Source organism: Flavobacterium limnophilum (assembly GCF_027111315.2).
GTDB lineage: Bacteria > Bacteroidota > Bacteroidia > Flavobacteriales > Flavobacteriaceae > Flavobacterium > Flavobacterium limnophilum.
Genome location: NZ_CP114289.2, coordinates 1,750,322 through 1,767,463 on the forward strand (window position 1 = coordinate 1,750,322; position 17,142 = coordinate 1,767,463).

Below are 17,142 nucleotides of genomic sequence, written 5' to 3' on the forward strand. Positions count from 1 at the left end.
TTATATTTACGAACGACAAATATAATAATTGGTCGTTTATAATAGTCATTTAAAAATCCCTAATTTGGTCGAATGAATTTTCTAGCCCACATATACCTTTCAGGAGACAATGATTTGATGAAAATCGGCAATTTTATGGCCGACGGCATTCATGGGAAAAACTTTGACACTTTTTCATTGGAAATTCAAAAAGGAATCATTCTGCACCGTGCCATAGACACTTTTACGGATGCACATCCTATTTTTCGACAAAGTACCAAACGACTGCACGCCAATTACCATCACTATTCCGGCATCATCGTGGATATTTTTTACGACCATTTTTTGGCAAAAAACTGGAGCAATTATTCGGATGAAAGATTGGAAGATTATTCGGAACGTTTTTACCAATCCCTGAGAGACAATTACAATGATTTGACTCCAAAGACCCAGAAGATGATGCCTTACATGATAGACCACAATTGGTTATTGAGTTACCAAACCATTGAGGGAATAGAAAACGTTTTGGTCAAAATGGACAACCGAATGAAACGCGATTCGAATATGCGGTTTTCAGTTGCGGAATTGAGAACTTACTACTCCGATTTCGAACAGGAATTCAACTATTTTTTCGAAGAATTAAAGGCTCATTCGAAAGAGAAAATACAAACCTTATAAATCAAACCAACGGATTTATGGCTTTCATCAATGATTTAGAAACCGCTTTTCAAGAAAAATGCAATGCAGAAAATGCTTTGGCAATGGCAAAATACATGCGGAATCTTTTTTCCTTTTTTGGAATAAAAACAGAAGATAGAAGACGAATTTTCAAAGAAATTTGGAAAGAAAACCAGCAAGAAGTTTCTGAAAATCCAAGAGCAATTGCATTGGAGCTTTTCAATAAAAAAGAACGTGAATTACAGTATTGTGCCATCGAAATCCTGATAAAAGAACTCAAGGGAAATTACAAAAAAGACGATATTCAACTGATTGAAAAACTAATAATTACCAACTCTTGGTGGGACAGCGTGGACACGATTGCCAAATATATTTTAGGTGACTATTTACTCGAATACCCATTGGAAACCAAAAAAGTAATTGAACGTTTTTCCAATTCCGAAAATATGTGGCTCAACCGAAGCGCCATTCTTTTTCAATTGGGCTACAAACAAAAAACCAATTTTGACCTATTGAAATCCGAATGCGAAAAACATAAAAATTCCAATGAGTTTTTCATCCAAAAAGCCATTGGCTGGGCATTGCGGGAATATGCAAAATCAAATCCCGAAGCGGTAAGGAACTTTGTGGTTAACAATAATTTAAAGCCTTTAAGCAAAAAAGAAGCGTTAAAAAACATTCTTTGATTTCCAAATAGGTTAATTTTGCATTCTCTTAAAAAAACAAAATGTTCAAAAAATACCTCTACAAACTTGAAAACGGGATAGCTTGGTCGCAAGACAAAATATCGAACAAACAGTTCATCTTTTTGTCAAGCGTGGTGGTGGGTATTTCATCGGCATTTGCGGTAATTATCCTTAAAACATTTGCCCACAAGATTTTCACTTTTGCCACTTACATCACCAATATCAGCATTTTTAAATATGGATTCATAAAAGCAATGTTTCCGGTTATTGGTATTTTGCTTACCGTTTTTGTTGTCAAAAGATTTCTGGGCGGAACGATAGAAAAGGGAACCTCACAGATTTTGTATGCCGTTGCCAAAAAAGCCAGCATCATTCCCCGAAAACAAATGTATGCCCAAATTGCAACAAGTTCCCTTACGGTAGGTTTGGGAGGTTCGGCAGGATTGGAAAGCCCCATCGTGATTACGGGTGCCGCTTTTGGCTCCAATTATGCCCAACGGTATAAATTAGGCTATAAAGACCGAACGCTTCTCATTGGTTGTGGCGTTGCCGCCGGAATTGCCGCCGCTTTCAATGCGCCAATCGCTGGCGTTTTGTTTGCCATCGAAGTGTTGTTGGTTGATGTGAGCATTTCCGCCTTTACGCCCATCATGATTGCTGCCGCGACTGGAGCGCTGGTTTCCAAAATTGCTTTGGACGAAACCATTTTATTGTCTTTCAAACAACAACAAAATTTCGATTATCACAATATTGCCTACTATATCATGCTTGGATTGTTCACCGGACTTATTTCGGTTTATTATTCGAGAAATTTTCAAAGGGTGGAATATATTTTTCATCATCTTAAACTATCACCTTACAAAAAAGCCTTTTTTGGAGCTTCCCTATTGGCTTTGTTAATTTTTGTCTTCCCAACTCTTTTTGGTGAAGGATATGAAAGTATCAAAACCTTGTCTGAAAATGATCCTGGACAACTACTTGAGAACACCATTTTTAGTGATTTTAGAAACAACAGTTGGGTACTTTTGCTATTCATTGGTTTGACGATGATGCTCAAAGTATTTGCCTCCGGAATTACCATGGGAAGCGGTGGAAATGGAGGAAACTTCGCTCCTTCGCTGTTTTTGGGTTCCTACGCAGGTTTCTTCTTTGCCAAGTTTTTAAATTTAACAGGGCTTACCAAGTTGCCTGTCAGCAATTTCACTTTGGTGGGAATGGCGGGAATTCTCAGCGGATTGTTTCACGCCCCATTAACCGCAATATTTTTAATTGCCGAAATAACGGGGGGTTACGACTTGATGATTCCGTTAATGATTGTCGCTTCCATTAGTTTTACCATTTCAAAACGTTTTGAAAAACATTCGATAGACGTGAAAAATTTGGCTCGAAAAGGAAACGTGTTCACTAGCAACAAAGATGCCAATATTCTTTCGACCTTGGATACCAATAAAATCATTCAAACGGATTATTTGACCGTTTCACCCGATGAAAACCTCGAGAAATTGGTTGACTTGATTTCGCATTCCAATCAAGTGATTTTCGCCGTGGTGGACAAGGAGAACAATATGCTCGGCGTGGTTCATTTCAACGATATCAGGGAGATTATTTTCAATCAATATCGAGTAAAATATACTTTGGTAAAAGAAGTAATGAGAACACCCGTCGACATTATTTACCCCACCGACAGTATGGAAATCGTGATGAACAAGTTCGAAAAAGCCAAAGCTGCCTTTTTGCCCGTGCTCAAAAACGGAAAATATCATGGTTTTATTTCCAAATCAAAAGCGCTTGAAGCTTATCGAACCAAGCTGAAATCAATGACGATAGAATAAATATAAAGGGAAGAAGTGTTTCAGGGTCGCTATATAGTTACTATACAGTTACTATACAGTTACTATACAGTTACTATATAGTTACTATATATACGCTTTATCCATACTCTTGCCATACTCTTGCCATACTCTTGGGTTTCATTATTTTTGTTCAAAATAAACTAATTACATCCCATAGATTAAACCTTAATTTTTTTGCCAATTATGTCCACTTTAGAAAACCTTTTTTCACGACTCGACCACATAAAAGTCATTGATGACTCCATTCCTTATTCAAAATATACTCCCATAGATTTATCCAATTCTAATGCTGATTTATCCAAAATAGATTTATCCAATTCTCAAGCATTTGAAGTATTTATCGAAAATCATCTTCAAAAAAACGAAGCAAAAGTAGCTTTTGGCGGTTATAATGAAGTGCGAAATCTATACCAATCAAGTCCACTTTTCAATGACGAGGAAAACGAGGAACGGAACATTCACATTGGGATGGATTTGTGGATAAAAGCGGGAACCCCAATATTGGCAGCACTTGACGGAACAGTTCATGGTTTTGATTTTAATGCCGGGAAAGGAAATTATGGCCCAACAATTATTTTGAAACATTCCATCGAAAATCAAACTTTTTACACTTTGTACGGCCATTTATCTCTTGAAAGCATCGAAAACCTTGAAATTGGAACTCCTTTCAAGAAAGGACAAAAGATGGCCTATTTGGGAAATTCGTCAGTAAATGGCGGGTATGCTCCACACTTACATTTTCAAATCATCAAGGACATAAAAGATTATTCAGGCGATTATCCGGGTGTTTGCAGCATAAATGAGCTGGATTATTATTTGGAAAATTGCCCTGATCCAAACTTGTTGTTGAAAATATAAACAAAAGAAGTAATTCGGGATAAAAAAACAAACACAAATAATTAATATTAACTATCTTTATGTCAACTTTTTACAATATAAAAAAATGGAGACATACAAGTTATTTACACCCATTAAAATTGATTCCCTGCAGTTAAAAAATCGAATTGTCATGGCACCCATGACCAGATGCAGGGCAATTGGCAATATTCCAAACGCACTTATGGCGGAATATTACAAACAACGTTCAGGTGCAGGACTAATCATAACCGAAGGCACCTCACCGTCACCCAATGGACTTGGATATGCACGAATTCCTGGAATTTTTAATGCCGATCAAGTGAAAGGCTGGAAAAAAACAACTGATGGAGTACATGAAAATGGCGGCAAAATAATTGTTCAATTGATGCATTCCGGAAGGATAAGCCATCCGCTGAATATGCAGGTAGGAACGCAGATACTTGCTCCTTCGGCAGTAAAAGCGGCCGGACAAATGTGGACAGACTCAAAAGGATTGCAGGATTTTGTTGTTCCGAAAGAAATGAGCCCTCAAGACCTAGTGCAAACCAAGACAGAATTTGTCGAGGCTGCAAAAAATGCCTTGCTTGCCGGGTTTGACGGTGTCGAACTACATTCGGCCAATGGTTATCTTTTGGAAGAATTTCTTTCTCCAATAAGCAACATCCGCAAAGACAATTACGGCGGAAGTATCGAAAATCGGTGTCGATTCGTGATCGAGGTGGCAACTGCCGTTGCACAAGCCATTGGCAAGGAAAATACGGGAATTCGGTTGTCGCCTTATGGCGTGGCGAGCGACATGCCGCATTATCCCGAAATCGATGCCACATACGATTACTTGTCCCAAGAACTCAACAAACTAGACATTTCCCACATCCACCTTGTAGATCACTCGGCCATGGGAGCGCCGGCGGTACCTTTGGAAATCAAAAAACTGATACGCAGTAATTTTAAAAATACCCTGATTCTTTGCGGCGGTTACAACAAGGAAAGTGCCGAAACAGACATCGAAAGCGGCCTTGCCGACCTAGTGGCATTTGGACGCCCATTTATAAACAATCCCGATCTTGTCGAAAGATTTCAAAACAATTGGCCTTTGTCACAAGATCTTGATATGGACTTATTCTATGCCGCTGCTGAAAAAGGATATACCGACTATCCATTTTATAAAGACTTGAACAAATAATCTTGAAAGCAATGTAACAAAACCCTTTTTAAACTAGGCTTGAGATGAAAGATATATCCCAATTGTTGGCTTTGTTAGGGAATGAAAAAGACCCTTTGCTGAATCATGTTTGTGAAACCATCCCGAAAGATCAAATTCATTGGCCAAATTCATCGCATATCGATACTGTTTTTTTGCAAAGCAACCGCAATGCGCAGACGATTCGGAGTTTAAACCAAATATACCAAAACGGCAGACTTTCGAACACTGGCTATCTTTCCATTTTGCCCGTAGATCAAGGAATTGAACATACTGCGGGAAGTTCTTTTTCGCCAAATCCCATTTATTTTGACCCTGAAAACATCATAAAATTAGGCCTTGAAGCGGGTTGCAATGCCGTTGCATCGACTATGGGCGGAATGGCGGTGCTCTCCAGAAAATATGCGCATAAAATTCCGTTTGTGGTCAAAATCAACCATAACGAACTCTTGACTTTCCCCAATAAACACGATCAAATCATGTTTGCGAGTGTCAAAGATGCTTGGAATATGGGTGCCGTGGCCGTGGGAGCGACGGTTTATTTTGGCTCTGCCGAATCTGGCCGGCAAATGATAGAAGTGGCAAACGCTTTTGAGGAAGCCCATAATCTGGGAATGGCGACCATACTTTGGTGTTATTCCAGAAATGACGCCTTCATAAACAACGGCATCGACTACAACACGGCCGCCGACATCACGGGTCAGGCCAATTATTTGGGCGTTTCCCTCCAGGCAGATATTATCAAGCAAAAACTACCCACCAACAACAGAGGTTTTACAACCCTGAAATTTGGCAAAACAAACCCAGACATGTACACCAAATTAGCCAGCGACCATCCCATTGATTTATGTCGGTATCAAGTAATCAATTGTTTTTCGGGACGCATTGGCATGATCAATTCAGGAGGCGAATCCAAAGGCGAAACTGATTTGGCCGAAGCCATAAAAACCGCCGTGATTAATAAACGAGCCGGTGGAGCTGGAATGATTATGGGTCGAAAAGCCTTTCAACGCCCCTTTAACGAAGGCGTGAAACTTATAAATGCGGTGCAGGAAATTTATTTGTCCGAAGAAATTACGATTGCATAAGTCGCTTTAAAAAAATTCATTGGTAAATTATCCATTTTCAACATTCAACACTGTATTTCATTGAAATCAAATAGATTAGCATCTTTTAACCGAATTTAACCACAGAAAAAAAGCATTTCTTACAAAAAATAGAAAAAAAATATTATTTTTACTTCTAACTTTTTTTGAAATGACAACAAACGAAGAAACTCTCACCAAATTCTACACCGCCTTTTCTAATGGGAATGCCGATCAAATGTGCGAATATTATCATCCCAACATTAAATTCCGTGATCCCGTATTTGGATTGTTAAAGCACGATGACGTTTGTAAAATGTGGACAATGCTGCTGGAAAAAAGTAAAGGAACCATAAAAATCGACTTCTCTGAAATAAAAGCAGACGACTACAAAGGTTCTGCACGCTGGGTAGCCACCTACAATTTCAGTAAAACCAACAGGAAAGTTGTCAATTCAATTTATGCACAGTTTCAGTTTCAAGATGGATTAATCATAAAACATACCGACGATTTTGACATTTGGAAATGGGCCAAACAAGCTTTTGGTTGGAAAGGATTCGTTTTTGGTTGGACCGGATATATGCAAAAAAAAATTCAGGCTCAGGCTCTTTCAGCTTTAAAAAAGTACAAAAAATAAAAAGAACTGCTTTAATTAATCTCAAATCTGTCCAAAAACAACTTAGATTGACAAAAAATCAAATGATGTCCATCAAGAAATCGCCATATATTAACGTTTCTGCGTAATTAATGTAATTATTTAGTTAAATTTGAGTGTTATTATCAATACAAAAAATCAGACAAACAGACAATCACAATTGGATACCTTAAAACTATACTAGAATTTGAATTCCAACATGAAAACAAATAAATCAGCCAACGGTTTAGAAAACAACGATTTTCCAATTGTTGGCATTGGTGCATCGGCAGGAGGACTTGAAACATTGGAACAGTTCTTTGCCAAAATGCCCCAAAATACAGGTATGGCATTTGTAATTATCCAGCATCTCGATCCCAACCATATTGGGATGATGCCCGAATTATTGCAACGGATGACAACCATGAAGGTGATTCAAGTTACCGATTCCCTAAAAGTAAAACCAAACTGCGTCTACATAATTCCTCCCAACAAAAGCATGTCGATATTGAATGGTTCCCTCCATTTGTTTGCTCCGATAGAAACCCACGGAATACGCTTGCCGATTGACATTTTCTTCCGTTCCTTGGCAGATGACAGACAGGAAAAAAGCATTGGCATCATCCTTTCCGGAATGGGTTCGGATGGCAGTTTGGGACTCAAAGCCATCAAGGAAAAAAACGGCATCGTGATCGTGCAAGAGCCGTCCACGGCAAAATTTGACGGAATGCCCCGAAGTGCCGTTGAAACCGTAATTGCCGACATCATTGCGCCAGTGGAAGAGTTGCCGGCCAAACTCATCAATATTGTAAAATTTATTCCGCTAAAAAAAAACGACCCAGAAATAGACAGCAAAAACAAAAGCAATCTCGACAAAATCATAATCCTGCTTCGCGAACAAACCGGACATGATTTTTCGCTATACAAGAAAAGTACCTTGTTTCGCCGAATCGAAAGACGCAAAGGGATTCACCAAATCGACAAAATCCAGAATTATGTACGCTTCATGCAGGAAAATCCAAAAGAGACCGAAATACTCTTCAAAGAATTGCTGATTGGTGTTACCAGCTTTTTTCGTGACACGGCAGTTTGGGAAAAATTGAAAGAACAAGTGCTTCCTGAAATGTTGGAAAAATTACCCAACGGATACGTGATGCGCGCTTGGGTAACAGGCTGTTCCACCGGGGAAGAAGCTTATTCATTGGCCATTACCTTCAAGGAAGTCATGGAGAAAATAAAAAAACACCGAAACATAAGCCTGCAAATATTTGCCACCGATCTTGACATTGATGCGATAGAAAAAGCGCGAAAAGGAATTTTTCCTCCAAACATAATTACCGACGTTTCTCCAGAACGTCTTTCCCGTTTTTTTATCGTCGAAAACGATGGCTTTCGCATCAATGCAGGCATTCGGGAAATGGTTGTATTTGCTCCTCAAAATGTGATCAAGGATCCGCCTTTTACCAAACTCGACATCCTTACTTGCCGAAACATGCTGATTTACATGGAGGCCGAATTGCAAAAAAAGATAATCAGGCTTTTTAATTACAGTCTCAATCCCGGCGGAATCATGGTGCTTGGCTCGGCCGAAACCCTTGGAACCGACAATGAAGGTTTTGAAATACTGGACGCCAAATTAAAAATCTTCAAACGTTCCCAAAAACCAACCTCTCCCGGATTGTTGGATTTTCCCAGTTCTTTTTCAATACCTAATAAAACAAATATCAAAGCCTTGACAACACCCGTAATCGAAGAAAACATACAAACCCTTGCCAATCAAATTTTGCTTCAACGTTTTGCTCCCGCCAGCGTGTTGGTAAGCGAAAAAGGCGATATTATTTATATTACGGGACGTACCGGAAAATACCTTGAACCTGTGGCAGGCAAGGCAAACTGGAATATTTTTGCAATGCTGCGAGATGATTTGAAACTCGAATTGCCAATTGCATTCCAGAAGGCATTAAAAAATTATGACCCCATACAACTGCGAAAAATTAAAATCGAAAACTACGGCAACGACCAATATGTGGATGTTACGCTCCAGCAAATAGAAAAACCCGAAGGCATAAAAGGAAAGGTAATGATTGTTTTCAAAGATTTGCCCGAAATGTCAGAACCCAAAGTGGATGCAAAAAAAGGCAAAGAAACCTCGAGTGCAAGACAAAAAGAATTGGAAATTGAACTGCAACAAAGTCTTGAAGATTTGCAAACCATTAGAGAAGAAATGCAAACTTCGCAGGAAGAATTAAAATCTACCAATGAAGAACTGCAATCCACAAACGAAGAATTGCAATCCACAAACGAGGAACTTACCACTTCCAAAGAAGAGATGCAGAGCCTGAATGAAGAGCTGCAAACCGTGAACATCGAACTGCAAAGCAAGGTAATCGACTATGTACAGGCCAACAACGACATGAAAAACTTGCTCAACAGTACCGATATCGCGACCTTATTTCTGGACAAAGAGCTAAACATTCGCAGATTTACCGATCCGATAACCAATATATTCAAAGTACGCAATACCGATATTGGAAGGCCATTTACCGACTTGGTTACCGATTTGCAATATCCAGAAATAGGAATTCACGCCAAACAAGTCATCAAAACCCTCAACTTTATAGAAAAATCGGTAGTCACCTTGGACGGAAGATGGTTTGACATAAAAATTATGCCCTATCGCACGCTTGACGATCATATTGACGGATTAGTACTGACATTCAACGATGTAACCAAATTCAAAAAATTGGAATTAGAGCTCAAAGAAGCCAACGAAAAACTAAAAATAAGCAAGGAAACCCGCTATCGACGACTTTTTGAAACGGCGAAAGACGGCATTCTGATTCTCGATGCCGAAACCGGAAAAATTACGGACGTAAATCCATTTTTGATCGAACTATTGGGATATTCAAAAGAACAATTTGTTGAAAAAGCTATCTGGGAAATTGGAACTTTCAAAGATATTATTGCCAATATGGAAAAATTCAAGCAGTTACAACAGAAAGAATTCATTCGCTACGATAATTTACCCCTTGAAACAATCGACAGAAAAAAGATCAATGTGGAGTTCATCAGCAACATTTATCAAGTTGAAAATCAAAAAGTGGTACAATGTCTAATTCGTGACATCACGCAACAGAAATTGGCCGAAGAAAAACTGAAGATTTCCGAAAGTCGTTATCGCAGTCTTTTTGAATCTGCAAAAGACGGTATTCTGGTTCTTGACTCAGAAAATGGAACCATTGTGGAAATAAATCCCTATCTAATTGATATGTTAGGCTATACAAAAAACGAATTGTTAAAAAAAGCCATCTGGGAAGTTGGTTTTTTTAAAAAAATAATTGATAATAAAGATAAATTTCTTAAATTACAGCAAAAGAATTTTTTGCAATACGAAGATTTGCCTCTTGTTACCGCCGATGGACGAAAAATCAACGTGGAGTTCATAAGCAAAGTCTTTTCAATAGAAAACCATAAGGTAATCCAGTGTTTCATTCGCAACATTGCCAAATAAAAAAAATGTGGCAATAAAAACCTTCAGCCCAAGATTTGAAAAGTGACATAATTCAACATATAAAGTATTTATGAAAGATAAAGCGCCACAATCATCCACAGCAATTCTTCGTCGAAAAGCAGAAGAAATACTCAAAAACAAGTCGCTTATGGTAGATACATTATCTATTGAAAGCGAAACGCTCAAACTTATTCACGAACTCGATGTACACCAGATTGAACTCGAAATGCAGAATGAGGAACTGAAAATTGCAAAAGAACAGCTAGAAATTGCTGCGGAAAAATACATCAATTTATATGATTTTGCCCCTTCGGGTTATTTCACCCTTTCTAGAGATGGAGACATTCTTGAGCTCAACTTTAGAGGAGCAAACATGCTTGGCAAAGAGCGTTCCTTTCTAATAAACAACAGGTTTGCTTTTTTCGTTAGCGAGAACAACCGATTTATATTTAATTCATTTCTTGACAAAATATTCAAAGAACAAACAAAACAAACCTGTGAAATAACCATATCTATTAATGCCGAGGCGCCAACCCATTTACTACTTAATGGCATGGTTCTATCTGATGAAGAACAATGTGTCATAACAGCGGTCGACATTAGCAAACGCAAAAAAGCCGAAGAAGATTTAAAGATCAATAAAGAGAAATACCAAACAATTTTTGACAGCAACCGCGACAGCATCACCATCTTTAGACTTACTCCTGACGGCAGAAATGACAAATTTATCGAGGTAAATGAAGCCTCCACGGAAATTTTTGGTTACAGCAAGCAGGAACTTCTATCGATGACCACTCGAGACTTGGAACACGTTACGGCAAAAAAGATGAAGACTCGAATGGAAACCTTGTTATCCAATGGAAAAATAGATTTTGAAACCTCCATCAGGACCAAAAAAGGAAAAACCAGAAGCGTAGAAGTTAAATCGCTACTAATAAACTATTTGAATGAACCCGCAGTAATGAATATTACAAGGGATATTACCGAACGCAAACAGATAGAAAGTAATTCCAAAAAAGCACATGAAAATCTAGCCACCATTCTGGATGCCATTCCTGATTTGATGTTCGAAGTAGGAATTGATGGCCGCATTTATCATTACCACTCCAATCGCATTGATTTACTTTCGGCTCCTCCAGAATTGTTCATAGGAAAATTTTTCCAAGATTTTCTGCCCGCCGAGGTAACCAAAATTTGCATGGGCGCCATACTGGAAGCCGACGAAAAAGGATGGTCAAGCGGACAACAATACTCGCTAGATTTGGCCAAGGGCAAACATTGGTTTGAACTCTCGGTATCTCCCATAAATGAAAGCGATAGCAAAGACAGGCATTTTATTTTACTGGCACGGGATGTTACCATACGAAAACAAGCAGAAGAAACATTAAGACAAAATGAAGAAAAACTACAAGGTGTTTTTAATTTAGCCAATTCAGGAATTTTAATGGTTGATAAAAATGGTCATTTTTCACTTTATAACGATTGGTGTTGTGACATGTTTGGTTATACAAGAGAAGAATTTGGAAAATTGACCAATCTTGAAATCACGCATCCCGACGATATCAAAAAAACACAACGTTCCTTAAATGACATAATCGAAGGCAGGATTAAAAAATACCAAATAGAAAAACGCTACCTCAAAAAAGACAAAACTTTCTTTTGGGGCGAAATATCCGTATCGGCAATCACGGATAAAAACAATAATGTTACCAATGCCATTGGCATTATTTCTGACATTACGGAGCGTAAAAAAATAGAGGAAAAGCTAATTGCCAATGATGCCTTTTTAATCCAAACCCAGATTATTGCCAATCTTGGATCCTATTCTTTAGATTTTTCTACTGGAAAATGGACCAGTTCACCGGTTCTTGACAGTATTTTTGGCATTGACTCCAATTTTGAGAAAACAACCGAAAATTGGATAACAATTGTTCATCCGGAATGGAAAGAAACAATAAAGGACTATTTTAACAATGAAATTATTGACAAAAAAAGTGATTTCAATAAAGATTACAAAATCATTAGAATAAATGACAAAGAAGAGCGATGGGTACATGGAGTGGGTAAAATAATGTATAACGAACAAAATGAACCCTTACACTTAATTGGCTCGATTCAAGACATCACCGAGAAGAGAATCATTGAAGATTCCCTGCGCGAGAGCGAAGAAAAATACCGTAGTCTTGTAGAGAATTCTCCAGATGCCGTTGTTATTTACATCGAAGGAAAAATTGTTTTTGTGAACGAAGAAGGCATCCGAATGATTGCCGCAAAAAGCAAAAACGAAATAATTGGAAAACCTGTTCTGGAATTTATCCATCCAGACAGCATAGAAAGTGTCATTCAAAGAATGATAGACGTGGTCAAAGACAGTAATGCATCCGATATTGTAGAAGAAAAATTTATTGACCTTCAGGGAAACCCCATTGATGTCGAGATAAAAGCAATCCCTACCAGTTACGAACACAAAGAAGCCGTCCAGGTAATCATTCACGACATTACGGAACGCAAACGCACACAAGAGAAAATCAAACAACTTTCGCAAGCCGTCGAGCAAAGCCCCGTTACGATTGTCATTACAAATACAGAAGGCAACATTGAATATGTAAATCCAAAATTTTCCGAAACAACAGGATACACTTTTGATGAAGTTACAGGAAAGAATCCCCGTGTTTTAAAGTCCGGACATACCTCACCGAATGAATACAAAGAATTATGGCAAACCCTTTCGACCGGCAGGGAATGGCATGGAGAGTTTCACAACATGAAGAAAAATGGAGAATTATACTGGGAATCGGCATCCATTTCTCCAATCATAAACAATCAAGGCAAAATCACCCATTATATTGCCATCAAGGAAGACATTACCGACCGCAAAAAAGCGGAAGAGGAATTGATCAAAGCCAAGGAAAAAGCCGAAGAAAGCGATCGCCTAAAATTGGCTTTCTTGGCCAACATGAGCCACGAAATACGTACTCCCATGAACGGCATCCTGGGCTTTACAGAATTATTGAAATCGCCAAACTTGGCAGGAGAAGAACAACAAGAATACATTAAAATCATTGAAAAAAGCGGTATTCGAATGCTCAACATCATCAATGACATCATCAGTATTTCCAAAGTTGAATCGGGCCAAGTAGATATTACGTTCTCGGAAACCAATATCAATGAGCAAATCGAATACCTCCACACCTTTTTCAAACCAGAAGCCAAACAAAAAGGAATTCAGCTTTCCATCAATACTCCATTGTCTGAAAATGAAACCATAATCAATACCGATCGCGAAAAAATCTACGCCATTCTTACCAACCTGGTCAAAAATGCACTGAAATTTACCTACTCGGGTTCAATAGAATTTGGTTATGCCAAAAAAGGAAATCATCTGGAATTCTTCGTCAAGGATACCGGTTTGGGCATTCCAAGTTCCCAGCAAAAAATAATTTTCGAAAGATTCAGGCAAGCCAATGACACCATTTCCCGCTCCCACGAAGGATCAGGACTGGGACTGGCCATTTCAAAAGCTTATGTTGAAATGCTTGGCGGCAAAATATGGGTAGAGAGCAAAGAAGGGAAAGGAAGCAGTTTTTACTTTACCATTCCTTTTGACAAAAAATTGGAATCAAATGATAAAATCATTTCCAAAAAAGACGTTGCAAAAGAAAAAACCGAAAACGAAATCAAAGACTTGAAAGTATTGATAGTCGAAGACGACGCCATATCCAAATTACTCATCACGATTGCCATTAAACCTTTTAGCAAAGAGATTTTGAAAGTCAGCACCGGTTTTGAAGCCATAGAAGCGTGTCGCAACAATCCAGACATCGATTTGGTCATGATGGACATCAACATGCCGGAAATGGGCGGTTATGAAGCCACGGAACGAATTCGGGAATTCAACAAAGACCTTGTCATCATTGCCCAAACCGCCAACGGAATGCAAAGCGACAGGGACGAAGCCATTGCGGCAGGATGTACCGATTATATCTCGAAACCCGTCAATATTGCCGCATTGGGCGAGTTGATACACCAGTATTTCAAAAGGTAAGAAAACTTTCGAGTTAGGGTGTGTTGCAGTTTTAAAGAAGAATTAACAACTATTACAAAAAGTATAACCGTTAAAAATTCTAATGATGCCTATTCCTAAAATACCCGTTCCCATTCATCCAAACAGGAGGTTTTCCGTTATCGAAATCCTTCAGTTCATGGTATTGGTTTGTGTTTTGCTTTACTTTGGAAAAACACTTTTGATTCCGTTGAGTTTCGCCATGCTCATCAGCTTCATCCTTTATCCTGTATGCCAATGGATGGAGAAGAAAGGAATAAGCAAAGTCATTGCCATTTTTATATCCATTTTTGGCGTGATGCTTTTTTTTGCAGCAGTTATTTACCTGCTTTTTACCCAAATTGTGGCCTTTTCGAATGAATGGCAAATATTCAAGGTGAAATTATTGGAAACGGTAAACCAATTGAGTGCTCTTCTTGCCGAGCAATTTGACATCAGTGACGAAAAGCAAATGAACTTTCTCAAAAACTTGGTCAACAACTCGGGAACACAGGCTATTTCCTTGCTTAAAATCACCTTGTATTCCATTTCCGAATCGCTTTTTTATCTTTTAATAATTCCCGTATATTCCGTTCTCATCCTCTATTATAGACAATTATTGGTCAACGTGTTGTACCATGTTTTTCCTTTGGAGAAAAAGGAATCCATACGAGAAATACTTGTCGAAACCATCCACGCTTATTACAATTTCATCAAAGGAATGCTGGTGGTTTATCTAATCGTGGGGCTTTTAAACAGTATTGGGCTTTATCTCATAGGAGTTCCCCATCCTTTCCTGTTTGGTTTTATAGCCTCGATACTGACTTTTATTCCTTATGTAGGCATTATCATATCTTCGCTCTTGCCCATTACCATTTCCTGGATAACCTTTAATTCGATTTGGTATCCCATAGGCGTCATCTTGGTTTTCAGTTTTGTGCAGGTTCTGGAAGCCTACGTTATTTTTCCATTTGCCGTAGGAAGCCGTTTAAAGATAAACACCCTCATCATCCTTTTAGTGGTCATTCTTGGCGGTATTTTATGGGGAGCGGCCGGAATGATTTTGTTTATTCCGCTTATCAGCATCGTAAAATTAATTGCCGACCGGACAAAGGGCCTAAAAACATTGTCAATACTATTGGGCGATTTCAACCATAAAGAATCAGGGAATTAATTTCTCTTTTACAAGTCAAAATCAAAGTCCCAATCCGCTTCTTTTTTATACCATAATTGCCCTTTCGAAACTTGTAAAGGGCAGTCAAAATTATTGGTATATAAAGCACCCGTTCCGAGTCCTTGCGGCATTGAATTGTGTTGCAAAAACGTCCATTGCGCGATGGCATTCAATCCAATATTCGACTCCAAAGCCGAGGTGATCCACCAACCTATAGTGTACTTTTCGGCCAATGCAATCCACTCTTTCGTGCCTCGAAAACCGCCCACGAAACTGGGCTTCAAAATGATGTATTGGGGCTTGATTTTTTGGAGTAAGGCTTCTTTTTCTTCCAATGAAAACACGCCAATCAGCTCTTCGTCCAAAGCAATGGGAACTGGAGTGATTTTGCATAGTTCTGCCATACTGTCAGTGTTGTTTTTTTGAATAGGTTGCTCAATACTATGCAATTCAAAACCAGCTAATTGATTCAATTTATCTAAAGCTAAAGATGTATCAAAAGCGCCGTTGGCATCCACCCGAATTTCGACTTGCTCGGGCGTGAAATGTTGCCGAATATAACGCAACAATTGCAGTTCTTGATCGAAATCTATGGCACCTATTTTGAGTTTCACGCAACGAAAACCAGCAGCCAGTTTTTCCTCGATTTGCTGCTTCATGAACGACTCCTCTCCCATCCAAACCAAGCCGTTTATTTCGATGCTTTTTTCGCCTTTGGTGAAGTCGGAAGGAAAGAGCAAAAAGGGACTTTCGCTAGCCAAAGACCGGAACGCCATTTCCACTCCAAATTGAATGGATGGAAACTCGATCAAGGCTTCCCAAAGTTGGTTTTCGCCCAGGTGAATATTGTCGCAAGTCCATTGCAATTTGGCTTCATAATCCGGTCGGTCGTCTGCGCTTAATCCTCTCAAGATGCCGCACTCGCCTATTCCTTTTTTGCCGTCTTTTTCCAGAACGATAAACCAGGTTTCTTTGTCGGTCATCACGCCTCGCGACGTTCCCGATGGTCGTTTGAAATTTAGAATGTATTTGTGGTAGGTTGCTTTCAGAAGTTAGAAGTTAGAAGTTGGGAGTTAGAAGTTGGGAGTTGGAAGTTGGAAGTTTAGGTTTAAAAATTTGTCAAATGGCTGTTTTATCCAATTACCAAGTTTACTTTTTTTCCCAGTCCAAACTCGAATATTTTATATAAAGTGGAAAGTTGAATATCGCATTTTCCGTTTTCAAGTCTTGAGATATAACTTTTTTTAGTGCCTACTTTGGCAGCAAGTTGCTCTTGCGTCATTTTAGCTTCACGACGAGCTTCTTTCAAGGTTTCACTGATAATGAAGTATTGTGCTTTTTTCTCAAAATTATCTCTCTTTTCACTTCCAATCACACCGTATTCCACATCCAACAACTCGTCGAAACTTTTAGTGTTTCTTATTTTTTCATTTTTGTCCAT

Annotated in this window: 12 protein-coding genes; 10 read left to right on the forward strand and 2 right to left on the reverse strand. The window is 38.7% G+C overall.

All coding sequences use genetic code 11. The features are described from left to right. Positions 1-72: 72 nt before the first annotated feature. From OZP13_RS07205 to OZP13_RS07250, 10 genes are all read left to right on the forward strand, one after another. Entirely contained in the window at positions 73-657 is a 585-nt protein-coding gene (locus tag OZP13_RS07205; RefSeq protein ID WP_281299169.1) for an acyl carrier protein phosphodiesterase, read from the forward strand. A 17-nt stretch (positions 658-674) separates the two neighbouring features. Continuing rightward, positions 675-1,343, forward strand: coding sequence for a DNA alkylation repair protein (locus OZP13_RS07210; protein ID WP_269243201.1), 669 nt, complete (start codon positions 675-677; stop codon positions 1,341-1,343). Between the two features lie 41 nt (positions 1,344-1,384). Next, the gene (locus OZP13_RS07215; protein ID WP_281299170.1) at positions 1,385-3,175 is read left to right on the forward strand and encodes a chloride channel protein; all 1,791 of its coding nucleotides are present in this window, start codon (positions 1,385-1,387) and stop codon (positions 3,173-3,175) included. Between the two features lie 204 nt (positions 3,176-3,379). Continuing rightward, a complete protein-coding gene (locus tag OZP13_RS07220) occupies positions 3,380-4,054 on the forward strand; it encodes a peptidoglycan DD-metalloendopeptidase family protein (RefSeq protein WP_281299171.1) in 675 nt (224 codons plus the stop codon). Positions 4,055-4,139: 85 nt separating this feature from the next. Then, positions 4,140-5,237 carry an alkene reductase gene (locus OZP13_RS07225; RefSeq protein ID WP_281299172.1) on the forward strand — a complete coding sequence of 366 codons (1,098 nt, stop codon included), beginning with the start codon at positions 4,140-4,142 and terminating at the stop codon, positions 5,235-5,237. Between the two features lie 44 nt (positions 5,238-5,281). Next, the gene (locus tag OZP13_RS07230) at positions 5,282-6,343 is read left to right on the forward strand and encodes a class I fructose-bisphosphate aldolase (protein WP_281299173.1); all 1,062 of its coding nucleotides are present in this window, start codon (positions 5,282-5,284) and stop codon (positions 6,341-6,343) included. A 169-nt stretch (positions 6,344-6,512) separates the two neighbouring features. Next, on the forward strand, positions 6,513-6,977 hold the full coding sequence (locus tag OZP13_RS07235) for a nuclear transport factor 2 family protein (RefSeq protein WP_281299174.1): 465 nt from the start codon (positions 6,513-6,515) through the stop codon (positions 6,975-6,977). A gap of 217 nt (positions 6,978-7,194) precedes the next feature. Then, complete coding sequence (locus tag OZP13_RS07240) at positions 7,195-10,485, forward strand: chemotaxis protein CheB (protein ID WP_281299175.1); 3,291 nt, start codon at positions 7,195-7,197, stop codon at positions 10,483-10,485. 70 nt (positions 10,486-10,555) lie between these two features. After that, positions 10,556-14,530: a PAS domain S-box protein gene (locus tag OZP13_RS07245; RefSeq protein ID WP_281299176.1), complete on the forward strand. Its 3,975-nt coding sequence runs from the start codon at positions 10,556-10,558 to the stop codon at positions 14,528-14,530. An 82-nt stretch (positions 14,531-14,612) separates the two neighbouring features. Beyond that, positions 14,613-15,701, forward strand: coding sequence for an AI-2E family transporter (locus OZP13_RS07250; protein WP_281299177.1), 1,089 nt, complete (start codon positions 14,613-14,615; stop codon positions 15,699-15,701). Between the two features lie 8 nt (positions 15,702-15,709). On the opposite strand, the gene OZP13_RS07255 is transcribed toward OZP13_RS07250, so the two are convergent. Then, positions 15,710-16,750, reverse strand: coding sequence for an o-succinylbenzoate synthase (locus OZP13_RS07255; RefSeq protein WP_281299434.1), 1,041 nt, complete (start codon positions 16,748-16,750; stop codon positions 15,710-15,712). A gap of 83 nt (positions 16,751-16,833) precedes the next feature. Next, positions 16,834-17,142, reverse strand: coding sequence for a helix-turn-helix domain-containing protein (locus OZP13_RS07260; protein WP_281299178.1), 309 nt, complete (start codon positions 17,140-17,142; stop codon positions 16,834-16,836).